At 46.8% G+C, this 15,916-nt stretch carries 9 protein-coding genes; 5 read left to right on the top strand and 4 right to left on the bottom strand.

The window, feature by feature from the left end; genetic code table 11:
* Nucleotides 1-25: 25 nt before the first annotated feature.
* The gene (locus J2X05_RS03530; protein ID WP_310068697.1) at nt 26-505 is read right to left on the bottom strand and encodes a type VI secretion system tube protein Hcp; all 480 of its coding nucleotides are present in this window, start codon (nt 503-505) and stop codon (nt 26-28) included.
* 177 nt (nt 506-682) lie between these two features.
* Here J2X05_RS03530 and J2X05_RS03535 point away from each other — a divergent pair, with 177 nt between their 5' ends.
* The 5 genes from J2X05_RS03535 to J2X05_RS03555 all read left to right on the top strand — a co-directional run bounded on the left by J2X05_RS03535 (nt 683) and on the right by J2X05_RS03555 (nt 9,505).
* Complete coding sequence (locus J2X05_RS03535) at nt 683-1,417, top strand: tellurite resistance TerB family protein (RefSeq protein WP_310068700.1); 735 nt, start codon at nt 683-685, stop codon at nt 1,415-1,417.
* A gap of 234 nt (nt 1,418-1,651) precedes the next feature.
* Nucleotides 1,652-2,752, top strand: coding sequence for an acyltransferase family protein (locus tag J2X05_RS03540; protein WP_310068704.1), 1,101 nt, complete (start codon nt 1,652-1,654; stop codon nt 2,750-2,752).
* A gap of 449 nt (nt 2,753-3,201) precedes the next feature.
* Nucleotides 3,202-6,213 carry a TonB-dependent receptor gene (locus J2X05_RS03545; protein ID WP_310068707.1) on the top strand — a complete coding sequence of 1,004 codons (3,012 nt, stop codon included), beginning with the start codon at nt 3,202-3,204 and terminating at the stop codon, nt 6,211-6,213.
* 103 nt (nt 6,214-6,316) lie between these two features.
* A complete protein-coding gene (locus J2X05_RS03550; protein ID WP_310068710.1) occupies nt 6,317-7,825 on the top strand; it encodes a tryptophan halogenase family protein in 1,509 nt (502 codons plus the stop codon).
* A 162-nt stretch (nt 7,826-7,987) separates the two neighbouring features.
* A complete protein-coding gene (locus J2X05_RS03555) occupies nt 7,988-9,505 on the top strand; it encodes a tryptophan halogenase family protein (RefSeq protein ID WP_310068713.1) in 1,518 nt (505 codons plus the stop codon).
* 16 nt (nt 9,506-9,521) lie between these two features.
* Here J2X05_RS03555 and J2X05_RS03560 read toward each other — a convergent pair whose 3' ends face one another.
* The 3 genes from J2X05_RS03560 to J2X05_RS03570 form a co-directional block, all read right to left on the bottom strand.
* A complete protein-coding gene (locus J2X05_RS03560) occupies nt 9,522-11,030 on the bottom strand; it encodes a tryptophan halogenase family protein (protein ID WP_310068714.1) in 1,509 nt (502 codons plus the stop codon).
* Nucleotides 11,031-11,042: 12 nt separating this feature from the next.
* Nucleotides 11,043-12,557 carry a tryptophan halogenase family protein gene (locus J2X05_RS03565; RefSeq protein WP_310068715.1) on the bottom strand — a complete coding sequence of 505 codons (1,515 nt, stop codon included), beginning with the start codon at nt 12,555-12,557 and terminating at the stop codon, nt 11,043-11,045.
* A gap of 142 nt (nt 12,558-12,699) precedes the next feature.
* On the bottom strand, nt 12,700-15,735 hold the full coding sequence (locus J2X05_RS03570; RefSeq protein ID WP_310068718.1) for a TonB-dependent receptor: 3,036 nt from the start codon (nt 15,733-15,735) through the stop codon (nt 12,700-12,702).
* Between the last annotated feature and the right edge of the window lie 181 nt (nt 15,736-15,916).

Consider the following 15,916-nt stretch of genomic DNA (forward strand, 5'->3'; position numbering starts at 1 on the left):
TGTTGCGCGCGACCAACCAGGATCTTTAGCGAGTCATACTAATATCCTGCACATTCACTTTGCCTGCACCTCCGCCGCTGGATACCGGCGCCGCCCCATCAGTTGCCACCGCTTGCGGTTGAATAGTCACACTGGAACCTGGTTCAGTCACCACCAAGCTGAATAATTGCGGTGAGCTTTTATCCAATTGCTGGGTAATAATCATGGGTTTATGTTGACGTTTTCCGGTCGCCAGTCCACTCGCCGCATCGCGCGGGCTTTTGATTGAATGGCTCAAGGCAGTGCTCGAAATTACCGCTGCACCATTTTTATCGCACACCTGTACTTGATAAGTACCTGCTGCCAACCCCGTTACCGTACAGGTACCACCAGGGCAATGCACAATTTTTGATTCACCTTTTATATCGTTCAATTTTATATGCATATCAGATGCGGCAACCGCAGCCAATGGTGCAAAAGCGCTCAACAAAAAGCTGCCAACAATTATACGAATGTGCTTATTCATGATGATCTCCTCGGGTGATGAGTGCTGTCGCGGGACTGCAAACCTGGAGCAGCGGTAAGTAGCAATCAGTAGTGTTGGCCACAAAACTTAACAGTCCTGAGGCTTGTTTTCAGGCTACGCCAACCCCATGAATTCAATCTGAATAGACAACGTGAAAAAGTCACAGAGGAAGCAGGAATGAATACAACCAATTTATTAAACCAGTTGTTGAAAGCAGGCACGGATTTACTGCAAAACAAAGGCGGTACGCAGCAATCCGGCAGCTGGCCGCAATCAAACAACACGCAACAACCTGCGAACAATTCTCCACTCGGCAGTTTGGCCGGGTTGCTATCCGGGAAAGGCGGCGCTGCACTCGCCGGCGGCGCATTGGGTTTATTACTCGGCAGCAAGCAGGGTCGCAAAATGGGTGGCGCTGTGCTGACCTACGGTGGCTTGGCTGCACTCGGCGCCATCGCCTACAAAGCCTACGGTAATTGGCAAGCGCAAAATCACGCAACCACCGCCGCCGGCCCGCAGACCATTGATCGCATTCCGCCTGCGCAAGCCGAACAGCATAGCCGTGCAATCCTTATTGCACTGATTGCTGCCGCCAAAGCCGATGGTCATGTGGATGACCGCGAGCGCCAGTTAATAGATGGTGAAATTGGTAAGCTCACGCAGGATCACGAACTGATTACTTGGGTTGATCAGGAGTTGAAGAAACCGCTCGACCCAAGTGCGATTGCTGCAGTTGCCACTACTCCAGAGATGGCCGCGGAGATGTATCTGGCGAGTATTTTGGTGGTGGATGAAGAAAATTTTATGGAGCGCGCCTACTTGCAGGAACTGGCAAAACAAATGCGTTTGGCGCCTGAATTGCAAACTGAATTATCCACTCAGGCGAAACAAGCGATCCAGCTGTGTAACTAAATATTCCCGTTGTAAATGCTTAAAAAAATCGGCAATCGCTTCACGGCGATTGCCGATTTTTTATTTGTGGGTTGGACATGACGCTTGGCGAGATACTTGCTTAATTCACGAAGCTATCCGGTTCAGCGTACTTAGCCAAAAAAATTCCTCCGGGTTGGCCACCAACGCAAATCGCCGCACTCTGATGCATAGAGCGCCATGATGCTGCACAGAAATCCACAAGGAGTAACCGTCATGAAACGCTTGGAATTACTTGATTACGGAAGGTTTATTGCCGCACTGTGTGTACTGGGCTATCACTACCTGTTCAATGGCATAAACAATGGCAAAGTCTCCTCTATCACACATATTCCCGCCATTATCGATATAGCAAAGTACGGCTATCTGGGTGTTGAATTTTTCTTCATGATCAGCGGCTATGTGATCTTTTTCTCTGCCAACCGCAAATCTGCCGGTGATTTTCTTACCTCACGCGCGGTGCGTTTGTTTCCCGCTTTTTGGGTCGCGGTATTGTTTACCAGCGCCATCGCATTTTTTATTGGCGGCGCGATGATGTCAGTCACCGCACCGCAGGTTGTCACCAACTTAACCATGTTTCCTAACGTCTTCGGCTATGCCTTTGTGGATGGTGTTTATTGGACATTGCAATATGAATGGAAATTTTATTTCGCAGTCTTTGCTGTCCTCGCTCTTGGCCTGCAGGAACAGCTGCGCTTTATTTTTATGCTGTGGCCAGTGGGAATGGTGCTTGCCAAAATTACCGGTCTGACCGCCCTCCCCTATATGGGTGATTATTACTGCTATTTTGCAGCAGGCTGCCTATTTGCCATGCTCAAGGAGCAGAAGAGCTGGCCAACAATGGGGTCACTGCTGCTCTGCGGGTATCTATGTATTTCTTTTACGCTCGAAAAAGCCCTGGTACTGGAAACCACTAAAAATGTGGACTACTCGCTAACTGTCATTGCCACCGTGATTGTCAGTTTTTTTGCATTATTTACATTTATCAACTCTGTCAGAGGGGCATCGCTCAAATTGCCAGGTTCGCGTCTGGCGGGCGGATTGACCTACCCGGTCTATCTGATTCATGCGCATTTTGGCTACATGGTGCTCAACCATTTTGCGACTGAACAAAATAAAATACTGGTCTACCTGCTGTGCTTGGCAAGCGTATTAGCCACTGCCTACCTGATCCATATTTTTGCCGAGAAAAAGCCAGCCTCCTACTGGGAACATTTGTTTTCGCGCACACTGGGCACTGCAGGCAATGCAGTGCAAATACGTGCATCGGCAGCAGCGGGTAGCTTATATCGCTACGCACTCGCTAAAATTCGTTAACCCCCTGGAACGCCCCCAATCAGGTGGCGAGCATGCTTATGCTTGTCACCTTAAGTAACATTTTGTAACCGTTTACAATTTTTTTACGCCGTAAACAAATGCTAACAAAAACTATCACCTTGCCTATAAAAAGATCGCTCCGCGCTAATACCGGCCTAAAAAAACTATTTTAATCATATAGATATAGTCATTTTCCAGTTAAAACTCTTCTTTACTTGACGTATAAATAATCTTTTTTTGATTGATAAAAAAACAATCCCAGTGTTTTAAGTGTCATAAATTGTTTGAAAATGTAAACGATTACATCTAGGATTCCGCCATCTCATGGGATGGCAAGGGCATAACACCAACGCGCCGCTGTTCTACCTGAGTACCTGCCAACCCCAAAAATGCAGGGATCTACATCACATAGACCACCACATAAAAAGTCAAAACTAGAGGACGCACACATGAACAGTTCTGCAAGTTTTAATCGGAAATTGCTTTCCACCATGATCGCCGCCTGCATTGCCACCGGTGCTTATGCGCAGGGCGATTCTGTTGAGGAAGTTATCGTTACCGGCGTGCGCGGCGCGCAGGAAAAAGCCATCGATGTAAAACGCAATTCAGCGCAAATCGTCGATTCAGTGGCCGCTGAAGATATCGGCAAATTACCCGACACCACCATCGCCGACTCCTTGCAGCGGATCACCGGTATTCAGATCCAGCGCAGCGGTGGTCAAGGCAGTGTGGTAAGCGTGCGCGGTATGGGCCAGGTGTTGAGCACCATGAACGGAGAATATTTCTTAACGCCCGCGAGCATGACCACTAACGGCGTGAACTTTACCGATGTACCGGCGAGCCTGGTATCAGGCCTGAACGTATCCAAGTCGCAATCAGCAGCGCAGTTGGAAGGCGGTATCGGCGGCAGCATCGATGTGTTGACCCGCCGCTCATTGGAACTGGATGAAGGTCTCAGCGGTTCAGTGCGGTTGCAAGGCAGTAGCGGCAGCATCACCGAAACCACTGATCCGGAATTAAGTGGATTGGTCGGCTGGAACTTTGAAGATACGGCAGCGATGTCGCTGGCGTTTTCTTACGGCGAATCTACCCTCGCAGAAAACCAGGGCCGTCTGCGCGCTGACCGCGTTGCTGAAGGCTGGGGTTGCAGCAGCAGCTGTGCTGATCTCGATGGCAACGGCAATACCAATGGCGATTTTATCAACCCCATGAGCTGGAACAGCCCGGAATTTTCCGCGCGCGAAATTGAGCGCGAGCGTTTGGGGTTGGCCTACAATTTTAATTTGGCCGTGAGCGATGCACTCGAATTAAATGCAGATATTTTTTACACCTCGATGGATGAAAAAGCGGCAGGCCAATTTATTTATTTGGGCAACCAAATTGGCGGCCGCGCCGGTTTCCATGAATACACCTTGGTCACTGGCAAACCGGCGATCGTAAATCCCGGCGATGGCACACTCGGCGGCCAACCTTTCTACGCTACCGATATGAACATGATGGTGTCTGGTTTCCGCGCCGGTGTACTGGGTGATTACCGCGAAAGTTCTGCGCTCAATTCCAATGTGGAATTGAAATACGACAATGGCGATGCCTTCACCGGTAGCGCGCGTTGGGTATCGGGTAACGCTGATAACGACAACAACAATCTCACGCTCGCACAAGTCAGCAATGCGCTGATGGTTAAGCGCTCTCCCACCACTGATCCGGTTAACATAAATCCCGGTGCAATTGACGATGGGTTGATTTATCCCATGCACGTCAAAGTAAACAGCGGCAGTGTGTTGGCGGAACTTGATCCTGCGATGATTACCAAACTCGCCAATCCTGAAGCCTGGTATTTACACTCAGGTTGGATTGAAAGTACTTACGCTGAATCTGATTTTGATGTATTGCGTTTTGATGGCAATTATAAATTTGCCGATGAAGGTCTGACTTCGGTTGATTTCGGCTACCGCTTTGCTGACCGCAGCACTACCTTCAACAACATGTCGTTTTTCTCACCTTCCGGTGTAATAAAAGATGGCGTTGAATTATTAAATAAATATCATGAAGTGGGTTACGCCACTGGCCAAGCGGGTAGCACAGGTACAGCGGCAGGTTTGACTTATGATCCACTACCAGTGGTCGAAATTACTGATGCAAAACTCAACGGCTACATTGGTAACGTCAGCAATTTTGGTGATGCACTGAAAGGTTTTAACGTTAACATTCCGATGATCGATACGCGCAAAATTGATGACCCGATTGCGTTTAACGATATGATTTACGGCAAAGGCCAACGCATCGTTAACCCGGATCGCTCCTACGCAATTACCGATAGCAAACAAAGTTTCCACTTCCAGGCTAACTTCGATAAAGCGCTGAATGATACTTTCACCGTTAGTGGTAACACCGGCGTGCGCTACGTAAAAACCGATTTGACCGTAACGCAAAATATTACCGACCCGAAAAAACTCAATCCATTAATCCTGGCGGGTACCGATCCAAACCACACCACCTACATGGATCTGGGCGATAAAATTACCAACATTAATTACAATGATTTCCTGCCCAGTTTGAACCTGAACCTCGGCATCGCAGATGATTTTAAAGTGAAGTTGGCGTTTGATAAGCGCATGACATTGCAAGATCTTGATCGTTTGGGACAAGGCTCAATCACCTATCTGAGTTCAGAAGAAACCGTAGTTGATCCAGTGACCGGTGAATCCGTTAAAGAGCCGTTCCAACGCGTAAGCTCGCGTCAAAACAACGGTAACCCTTATCTGAAGCCCTGGTCGGCCAACGTATTTAATATCGCCGGTGAATGGTATCCAAGTGAAAACGCGATTGTGTCAATCGGCTATTTCAACATTGATGTGAAAAGCTTCACTTACACCAAAGTTGAAAAAAATCCGACACTGGCAGATAGCGATGGCGTAGTGCGTCGCGGCGGTGAAGAACAAACCGTATCGAATGGCTCAGGTGGAACCGTAAAAGGTTGGGAATTTTCTTACCAACAAAGTTTTGATTTCCTGCCGGGCATGTTGGCTAATACCGGTATGACCTTTAACTATACCTATTCACCCACCAAGAGCCCTTCGAGCGAATTGTTACCGAATGGCGACGTAGCACCGTTCAACAATACCGCAGAAGACCAAGCGAACCTGGTGCTCTGGTATCAAGACGACAAATTTGAAGCGCGTGTTGCCGCCAACTATCTGGGCGATCAATACCAAGGCAAAACCTCTGGCTGGATGTGGAACCCAACCAATAAAGACAAAGGTATGCCACGCTACTTAAAAGAAACCTTGTTTGTTGATGTGACCACCGCCTACAACCTCTCGGAAGATTTGCAAATCACTCTGGCGGTAAATAACTTAACGGAAGAAGACAACATCACTTACACCCAATGGGAAGATTTTGTTGATTCTTACAATATATTTGAGCGTCGTATTACCGCCGGTGTTAACTACAAGTTTTAATTGAAGCTACACTCGCCGTAAAGAGAAAGGAGCAGATGCAAATCTGCTCCTTTTTTTGCTAAATGAATAAACCGATTTTTATAAAAATTTTCCAGGTACAGCTATGACGGATTCGCGCATTCGCTCAATTGTGATTCTCGGTGGCGGCACTGCCGGCTGGATGGCTGCGGCAGCACTGGCCAATCGCTTTAAACAGGGCGTTACAAAAATTACCCTGGTAGAATCTGCAGATATAGGTATTATCGGCGTTGGCGAAGCGACCGTTCCCTATATCAAAGAATTCCTGCAAGACCTGAATATCAATGAAGTCGATTTTATGCGCGCGACCAACGCGACCTATAAACTCGGCATCGACTTTGATGGTTGGTATAAACCCAACGAAAAATTTATCCACCCTTTTGCCGGTTACGGCGCGCGAATCGCACGCATACCCTTTCATCATTACTGGGCCAAAATGCGCCAGCAAAATAAAGCACAAGAGTTAGATGCCTACTGTCTTGCGGTACAAATGGCGCGGCACAATAAATTTGCCCTACCTAAAGCAAACAACGATGTTGAATTATCCAGCTTTAACTATGCGTTTCATTTTGATGCGGGGTTGTTTGCGAACTACCTGAGTGGTATAGCACAACAGCTCGGGGTTAAACGAATCCAGGCTAATGTCCAACACGTCAATCAACATCCTGATACTGGATTTATCCAATCACTTGAATTGGATAATGGTGAACAAATTGAAGGCGAATTTTTTATCGACTGCTCAGGCTTTAAGGGATTACTTATTGAGCAGACATTAAAAACCGGTTACGAAACCTGGAACCAATGGCTGCGCTGTGATCGCGCAGTGGCTATGCCCTGCGCGAGCAAACTCGCTCCTGCATCTGCTACGCGCTCGCTGGCGATGGAAGCTGGTTGGCAGTGGCGTATTCCGCTGCAACATCGCGTTGGCAATGGCTATGTGTATTGCAGTGATTTTATTTCCGATGAGCTTGCTGCTGAAAAACTGCTTACAAATCTGGAAGGCGATGCGCTCGCTCATCCAAAATTTATTCGGTTTACAACTGGTATGCGCAAACAGGCATGGAATAAAAATGTCTTTTGCTTAGGTCTAGCCAGTGGTTTTATGGAACCACTCGAATCCACCAGTATTTATTTAATCCAATCGAGCTTGACGTTACTGCTTAATCATTTCCCCAATAACCAATACAACCAACAGCTCGTCAATACGGTGAATAACAATCTGCGTATTCGCCAGGAAAAGTTGCGCGATTTCTTGATCCTGCACTACTACGCCAACCAGCGTCACGGTCAAGCCTTTTGGGATGAATGTCGCACCATGGCGATTCCCGACACGCTCAGCGCACGTATCGAACACTTCAAGCAAACCTGCCAACCACAAATTGACGACATGGATTTCTTTAGCACCAACAGTTGGCTGGCAATGTTTTCCGGCTTTAATATCCAACCAAACTACTATCACCCAGTGGTCGATGATTTTGATGAGCAATTAGTCGAAAAGGAATTAAAGGCGATAGCGGCGAGCATCTCCAATACGGTTAAAGATCTACCCGACCATCTGGCGTTTATTCAACGCAATATCACCGCAGCGCAATAGTTAATTCCAATCAATCCCTGCCGCCGTCCCATCCCTGCGGGCGGCAAGATCGTATATGATGTCTAGTAGAAAACGTGCAACAACAATCATCACAAAAATAAGCACGGACCAGTAACTACAACAGCATAACGACAGCAATAAAAACAGCAGGAAATTTCACGCATGTCGCATCAACCGATTAAAAAAATTGTTATTGTCGGTGGTGGTACCGCCGGTTGGATGGCCGCCGCCAGCTTATCGCGCTTTGGCGCAGGCAAAGCGATGAGCATTACCCTGGTTGAATCCACGGTGATTGGCACTGTCGGTGTGGGCGAGGCAACCATACCGAGCATAGTGCATTACAACCATACTATCGGTCTCGATGAGCTGGAATTTATCCGCGCGACGCGCGCCAGTTTCAAACTGGGTATTCAATTTGAAAATTGGCATAAACAGGGCACACGCTTTTTCCATCCCTTTGCGGATTATGGAGTCAACTTTAACGGTATAGAATTTCAGCACTATTTTTATCGTCTGAAAAAAAATCATCCCGCCGAAAACTTGCATGACTATTCAATTGCCTGCCAATTAGCTAAACATAATCACTTTGCCCAACCACGGGAAACGCCTAATAACCCTCTGGCAGATTACTCTTATGCCTACCACTTCGACGCAACGCTTTACGCCAAGGTGCTGCGCGAATTAGCGATTGGTCGTGGGGTAATTCATATCGATGAAAAAGTGGAGTCTGTTCACCAGCGTGAGCCGGATGGGTTTATCGAATCACTGCTGCTCGCCAATGGAGAGATAATAGAAGGCGATTTATTTATTGATTGTACCGGTTTCAAAGGAATGCTGATCGAAGAGACATTAAAAACCGGCTATGAAAATTGGCAAGACTGGTTACTGTGCGATGCGGCAGTTGCCGTGCAATGTGAAAATACCCAAGAGCCAACACCTTACACTCGCGTAACGGCACTCGATGCTGGTTGGATGTGGCAAATTCCGCTGCAACATCGCATGGGTAATGGCTATGTATTTAGCAGCCGCTTTTTGAGTAAAGAATCCGCTACTGAAACCCTGCTTGAAAAAATTACCGGCAAACCACTTACCACTCCAAAACCGTTTTCGTTCCAAGCAGGGCGCCGCAAAAAAGTCTGGAATAAAAATTGTTATGCTTTGGGACTTGCCTCAGGATTTTTAGAGCCACTGGAGAGCACCAGTATTTCCCTGATACAAACCGGCATTACCCACTTACTGACATTTTTCCCGGATATGTCATTTGATCAGGTGATGATTAACGAAGTGAATCGCCGCCATCAACATGAAATGGAACGCATCCGCGATTTTATTATCCTGCATTACAAACTCACCCAACGCGATGACACAGAATTTTGGCGTTATTGCCAAGCCATGGAAGTTCCACCTAGTCTGCAACACAAAATGGATTTATATAAAAGCAGTGGCCATATATTACAGCACGAACCCGAAGCCTTTGAGAAATCGAGCTGGTTAAGTATTTATCACGGGTTTGGCCTTGTGCCCACACGCACTGACAATCGCATCGATCATGTGAGTGATGGCGACATCGCTAACCAACTTACCAAAATAAAAAATGTGCTGGATCAGGCCGGCAGGAATGCAATGAGTCACGGAGAATTTATCCGGAAGCATTGTGTAGCGCCGGATTTTGAACAGTAACGCAGCAATGCGTTACCTATTTAACGGCGCAATGGTTTTTTATGAATTCACCATGTGTCGGTAAACGCAGGGTTGCTTCACGAATAGCCTTGGCGCCCTGATTCAACGAAAGCGCCAATTTTGCGCCATCTAATGCATCAATTAAAGGATGATACTTTTGCGGCCGGATATTCATACCCTCTAAAATCGAATACCAACTTGACGTACCAAACAAATCTTCTTCATTCACCAATAACTGGCCGCGCTGACGAAAAATGGCTAGCTTTTCTGTGAGTGATTTTGGTATTTCCATATTTTTACAGCGACGCCAAAAATCCGTGTCGTCGCGTTGGGTAGTGCAATAATGCAGGATTATAAAATCACGCACCTCTAAATAGTCTTTATCCATACGCGCATTAAATTGCTGCTCAAGCAACGGATCAAAATCTTTATCAGGAAACTGGCGAATAAAATTTACCAGCCCTTTGTAGACTAGATGAATCGCCGTGGACTCTAATGGCTCTAAAAATCCTGATGCCAAGCCCAGGGCCAAACAGTTCTTGTGCCAGATTTTTTTGCGCTTACCAGTAACAAACGGAATGATGCGCGGCTCGTTTACTAATTTGCCTTCCACTGCGTTAAGTAACGCTTGTGTTGCTTCATCATCAGAACAGTAGTCACTCGCAAAGACATAACCATTGCCGGTGCGATGCTGCAATGGAATTCGCCAAGTCCAACCAGCCGCACGCGCACAGGCGACTGTATAAGGTGGAGGCTCACCTGCATTTTCGGTTTGCACTGCAACTGCGCGATCGCACGGTAAATAGTTCGACCAATCCTCATAACCTACGTTAAGTGTTTCTTCGATTAGCAGCCCTTTAAATCCGGTGCAATCGATAAAAAAATCGGCTGCAACTTTTTGTCCCTCTGCCAAAGTAATCGATTCAATGTATTCACGCTGATCGAGCGCAACAGAATCGACAGTAGATTCAATTCGCAACACACCATTGAGCTGGGCAATTTTGCGCAAATAGCGCGCAGCCATCACTGCATCTAAATGTAATGCATAGCCATAATTAGCAAGCGGAGTATTTTGTAGCTGGGCCTCCACCATAAACCGATGTTGCTCAGCCATAATTGCAGCGGGCGAATGATCCATTAGTCGGCTTGTACTACCTTGCGCCAGCGTTTTTAGCCAGAGCTGATAAAAATCATGGCCATCCAGCGAACGCCCTATTTTTCCGAAGGGGTGTAAAAATGCATGATCTTTTTGGTACCAATTTTCAAAACGGATACCTAATTTAAAGGTACCAGCGGTTGCTTCAATAAACTCTTTGGGATTTATTTTTGCACTGGATAGAAATGCCATAAATGAGGGAACAGTCGCTTCACCTACACCGATGGTGGCGATATCCGGTGACTCCACCAGCGTAATTTTAATCGCAGTACCTTTATAAATATTGGATAATAATGCTGCCGCCATCCAACCAGCGGTACCGCCGCCGACAATACACAGCGATTGAATTGGGTTTGCCGTCAATTGCATAAACGCGTTACCTTAAACTGGTTGCACTTTGCAGTGTTCGTTAATAAATTCCTGGTGCGTTGGCAAACCGGCAACGGCATCGGCAATGGATTTACGCATAGCCGCTAAACTCTCGCGCAAATAATCGGTATTCAAACGATCTACATTTTGGTTGTACATTTTAGGATAAACACCAAAACCGCTGTAAATGGCCAGCCAGGAATCCGGGTGAAAAATTTCCCAAGGGAAATGTAATAGATCGCCGCGCTCTTGATAGGCATTTATTTTTTGTTGCAGTGAGTCCGGTACGGGCATATTACGACAATGCTGCCAAAATTCCGTATCCGTGCGCTGGTTGGCCTTGTAATGCAGGATAATAAAATCGCGGATGCGCTCCCATTCAGTGGCCGTCACTTGATTAAAATAATCCACTCGCTCCTGGTTAAAATAAGGAATTGGGAAAGAACCACAAATTTTTTCAATTCCGGTTTCAATTAGCGCTATGCTGGTACTTTCCAAGGGTTCCAAAAATCCTGCTGTCAAACCAATTGCAATACAGTTTTTATTCCAGGCTTGCGCACGCCGTCCTGCAGTAAACGAAAACTTACGCGGTTGATGTAAAACCTTGCCATCAATATGTTGCAACAAAGTATCTTGCGCTTGCTCATCACTTATCTGTTGGCTGGAATACACATAGCCATTCCCCTGCCTATGCTGCAATGGAATTTTCCATTGCCATCCGGCACTGTGCGCAGTGGAAACGGTACGCGCCGTTGGCTCACCCACCAATTCCGATTGCACTGCCAATGCGCGGTCGCACAGCAGCCATTGGCTCCAATCAACATATCCGGTTTTCAATGCACCTGAAATTAATAGCCCATTAAAACCGGTGCAATCGATAAATAAATCACCCGCAATTTTTTGTTGGTTATCGAGCGAGAGCGATTCAATAAATCCGTTATCGGAATTGAGCCTAATGGATTCTATTTTTGCATCTATATGCGCAACACCTTGTGCAAGAGCGTAATCGCGCATTAATTTTGCAAACAAGCCCGCATCAAAATGCAAGGCCCAATCAAATACAGAAAGCGGCGATGAAGGTTTCTCTGCCGGAAAGGTAAATCTGTTCGCACGTGCCAGAGCTATGCCGAGTGAATATTCTTCCAGTTTACTCTGCTCACCCAACTGCTGGAGCTTAAGCCAGTAGTGATGAAAGCGAATGCCGTTAGCCTCGTGACCAAACAAACCAAATGGATGGATGAAAGATGTATTGGACTGATGCCAATTTTTAAATTCAATACCGAGTTTTATAGTGGCGCTGGTTTTGCGCATTACATCCATATCGGTCATGCCAAGCGCTTGATAAAAACGACGCAGGGTTGGAATAGTTGCTTCACCCACACCGACAGTGCCGATCGCAGTCGATTCGACTACAGTAATTTTTATATCGGTTTTTGCAAAATGTTGGCTCAATTTTGCCGCGGCCATCCACCCGGCAGTACCACCGCCCGCAATGATGATTGATTTGACTTGATGGTTTTCGATCACGAGACGCTCCACAACAACATTCTACTGTTGATAACTTTCTTATAAGTCACTTTAGCGGAAAAAACAAAGCCACGGTGTGTTATCACCGTGGCTTTATCTACCTCAACGCCGTTTCATTTAGCTAATTCGTTTTAACAACCACTTAGAATTTGAAACGCGCGCCTAACGCCCAACGGGCTTCATAGATATTTTGGAAGGCTTTTTGGTCTTCAAATTCGACGTAAGTTTGTTGAATTTCTTCCAGCACGTTTGAACCATTCAGGTAAACAGACCATTGGTCGTTCACGTTATAGGTCACATTAACGTCCATTTGGCCGTAATCATCTTGATAAAGGGATTGCATTGCAGTCGCCGGACTACCCGCAGTCATCAAACGAGATGAGCGGAAGTTGTAAGCAACACGCGCTGAAACCACTTCATTTTCGTACCAGGCAACAAGGTTATAGGTGTTTTTAGAGTTGTCGTTAAATGGCAACTCTTTACCGCCAAAACCTTTAGCTTCCTGCGAGCTTTCAGACATAGTGTAGTTAACATCGAAACCCATGTTGGTCAGTACAGGCGCGTCAGTCACATCACTCAATGCCACTTTTGCAGCAAGTTCAAGGCCTTTTACTTCGCCGCCTTTACCCTGAACTAAAGAGGTGAACTGCCATGGACCACGACGAATACCGTCAGCATCCGGCTCGTCGAGCATTACAGTACCGCCCTCAACAAAACTATCAATCTCGATCAGGAATAAACCGGCACTTAGCATTGAAGCGCTACCCAAATACCATTCCGCTGAAATATCAAAGTTCTCGGAGCGGGTTGGATCAAGATTAGGGTTACCATTTAGGTTACCGCCGTTGACACGCATACAACCACAATCGTTATTGAACACACGACCTACCGATTTACCGCCGCCCCATTGCAAAAGATTAAGTGGTTGCATCCTTTTGCTGTAAGCAGCGCGAACTTTTACATCGTCGGTCAGATCAGCAGCCAAGTTTAAGGACGGCAAATAGTCGGTATATTTACGATTGGTTACTACATCACCTAGGTCAACGTTGGTCCCGGAATGCGGTAATTGCTCACCCACTTCATTGGCCTTGATGCTGAGATCAGTTTCAACCACTTTCAAGCCGAAGTTACCACTAACAATTCCTTGCTCAATGTTGGCTTGCAAGAAGTAACTGGACTCACCCAATTCAACGCCAAATGACTGACCAGGATTGATGAACTTTTCTTGCGCACCGAATACTTTTTCTTGAAATGCAAGCGAGTTGTCAAATGTACGTGGATCAATTACCCACGCACCCGGTAAACCTTTTACACCACCGAAATCATCTACCCACATCACTTTATTGTGTTCGTCCAAACGAGTTGGCTGTAACAACGTGTAGTTGACAAATTGGTTGTTGTAAACTTTGCCAGTTTGATCAACCCCGGTAACCAGCTCGCCTTGCGCCAAGTCTGGATCACAGGCAACGGCGGAACCTGCAAACTGGTCAACTGCTTTCCACTGCGCCGCACAACCACCGTTTAACTTACCGAAATAAGAGAACTGCGCAGTTTCAACAGTGCGCTTGCTATCGCGGAAACCAAAATCAACACTGGAAATAAAGGGAGTATCAGTGAACTCGTAATTCCAACGGGTGCTGAAGGTATCCATTGCTCCCACGTCGTCAGTGTTATTTTCGGACGAGAATGCACCAATATGGTAGGAGTCCACATCAGCCATATATTCGGCAACGGTACGCTGACCTTTTCCTCCATTCACAACCTGATCAAAACCGGAGAAGGTTGGGTGATCACCCGCCACGTCGTAACCAATACGGAAACGGCTTTCAATACCGCCAGGTGCGTATGCGGCAAAACAACCACCATTTGCACCCACCACTATGTCACCACGAGAAGTATCGCATTGACTGGCAGGAATCAATCCACCAGGGCCAGTCACGATTGAGCCCTTATCAATACTCAGCAGGTCACCTTCGCCATATCCGTGACGCATAGAAGCATCAGCATCGGCGCGAGTTACACGCACTTGACCACTCAAGGCGCCATCGTTGTCGTAATTCAACTCCAGATTGGCATTTTGAGAAGTTTCGTGGTTATAGTTTGTTTGAGCAAAAGATTGTAGGCGATAAGGTTGCGCACTGAACGCTGTCGCTGTACGCCATTCGGCACCTTCGTAAGTGAAGCTGTCACCGCCATATTCAGTAGCTGTAGCGTACTGTGCAAACGTCTGCCACCGGTTATTTTGTGAAACGCCCGCACGGCGATTCCAACGCTCCTGATCGCTGTAGAAGTAATCAGCAACTAATTCAAAACCTTCACCTAAATCGGCTTGGAAAGATGCATTCAAGCCATCGCGGTGCCGTTCTTCTGCTTTATGGAAAGCGGCGAAACCTTGTGGAACCAAGTGATGAATGTTTGGATCACCCAGCGGTGTCTCACCCCAGGTGTGGCTATTATTGGTAGCGCCAATGCCGCCATTTTCAGATGTATCGAAGTAACCATTGAAATCCGAGGCCAAGTTTTTCTCGGTGGTAGCTCCAGCTAACAGGAAACCAACACGGTCGTTTTTCCAGTTAACCAATGCCGTTACTGTTGGATCATTTTCTTTGCTAATAGAGCCTTGGTCTAGTTCGCCAGTCGCAGCAAAAGTCCATCCATCATCCATATCAAAAGGACGGCGGGTTTTCAGATCGATTACACCGGAAATACCTGATGCGTTTACGGTTGCAACAGCAGACTTCATGATGTCTGCGCCAGAGAAGAGCGTTGAAGGCAAATCTCCAAAATCCGCGGCAGACTGATCGATAGTGGTAGCGCTCAGGAAAGTTTCACCATTAAGCATCGTGCCAACATTGCCCAGACCGCGAATTTGAACCGGACCACCTTCCCCTGCTGTGCGTGTTACTTGAACACCAGGAATACGTTGCAAAGAGTCAGCGATGGTTACATCCGGCAATTTGCCAATATCTTCTGCCGATATACCATCAACTACAGAAACTGCATTGCGTTTTGTATTAACGGCACTCTCTTGCGCAGCGCGAACGCCCTGCACTACTACTTCCTCTATATCGTCTTGCGCCTGAACGCCTGAAGCAAGCATTGCCAAGGTTGCTGCTGAGCCACAAAGTATGACTTTGCGGTTCACCATGCGGATTGCATCTCTTAGTGTATTTGTCATGACTATCCCTCTAGCTATTTTAATGTTGATAGACCCCAACAACGCGACGGAACAAAAAATGGACAACGTTGTCGATGCTAACCTTAAGGCCAACTGGACAACGTTGTCAACGGCGGGTAGATTCGAAACACTTAAAAAATATTTATATTTTTCAAATAGATATAAAATATTTTGAGCAATG

Origin of the sequence: Cellvibrio fibrivorans (assembly GCF_031457055.1) — a bacterium.
Classification (GTDB): Bacteria; Pseudomonadota; Gammaproteobacteria; order Pseudomonadales; family Cellvibrionaceae; genus Cellvibrio; species Cellvibrio fibrivorans.

What these genes read in the sequence shown, in the direction of transcription:
- J2X05_RS03570 (WP_310068718.1), bottom strand. Translation starts at nt 15,735, where the DNA reads ATGACAAATACACTAAGAGATGCAATCCGCATGGTGAACCGCAAAGTC.
- J2X05_RS03535 (WP_310068700.1), top strand. Translation starts at nt 683, where the DNA reads ATGAATACAACCAATTTATTAAACCAGTTGTTGAAAGCAGGCACGGAT.
- J2X05_RS03555 (WP_310068713.1), top strand. Translation starts at nt 7,988, where the DNA reads ATGTCGCATCAACCGATTAAAAAAATTGTTATTGTCGGTGGTGGTACC.
- J2X05_RS03530 (WP_310068697.1), bottom strand. Translation starts at nt 505, where the DNA reads ATGAATAAGCACATTCGTATAATTGTTGGCAGCTTTTTGTTGAGCGCT.
- J2X05_RS03550 (WP_310068710.1), top strand. Translation starts at nt 6,317, where the DNA reads ATGACGGATTCGCGCATTCGCTCAATTGTGATTCTCGGTGGCGGCACT.
- J2X05_RS03560 (WP_310068714.1), bottom strand. Translation starts at nt 11,030, where the DNA reads ATGCAATTGACGGCAAACCCAATTCAATCGCTGTGTATTGTCGGCGGC.
- J2X05_RS03540 (WP_310068704.1), top strand. Translation starts at nt 1,652, where the DNA reads ATGAAACGCTTGGAATTACTTGATTACGGAAGGTTTATTGCCGCACTG.
- J2X05_RS03545 (WP_310068707.1), top strand. Translation starts at nt 3,202, where the DNA reads ATGAACAGTTCTGCAAGTTTTAATCGGAAATTGCTTTCCACCATGATC.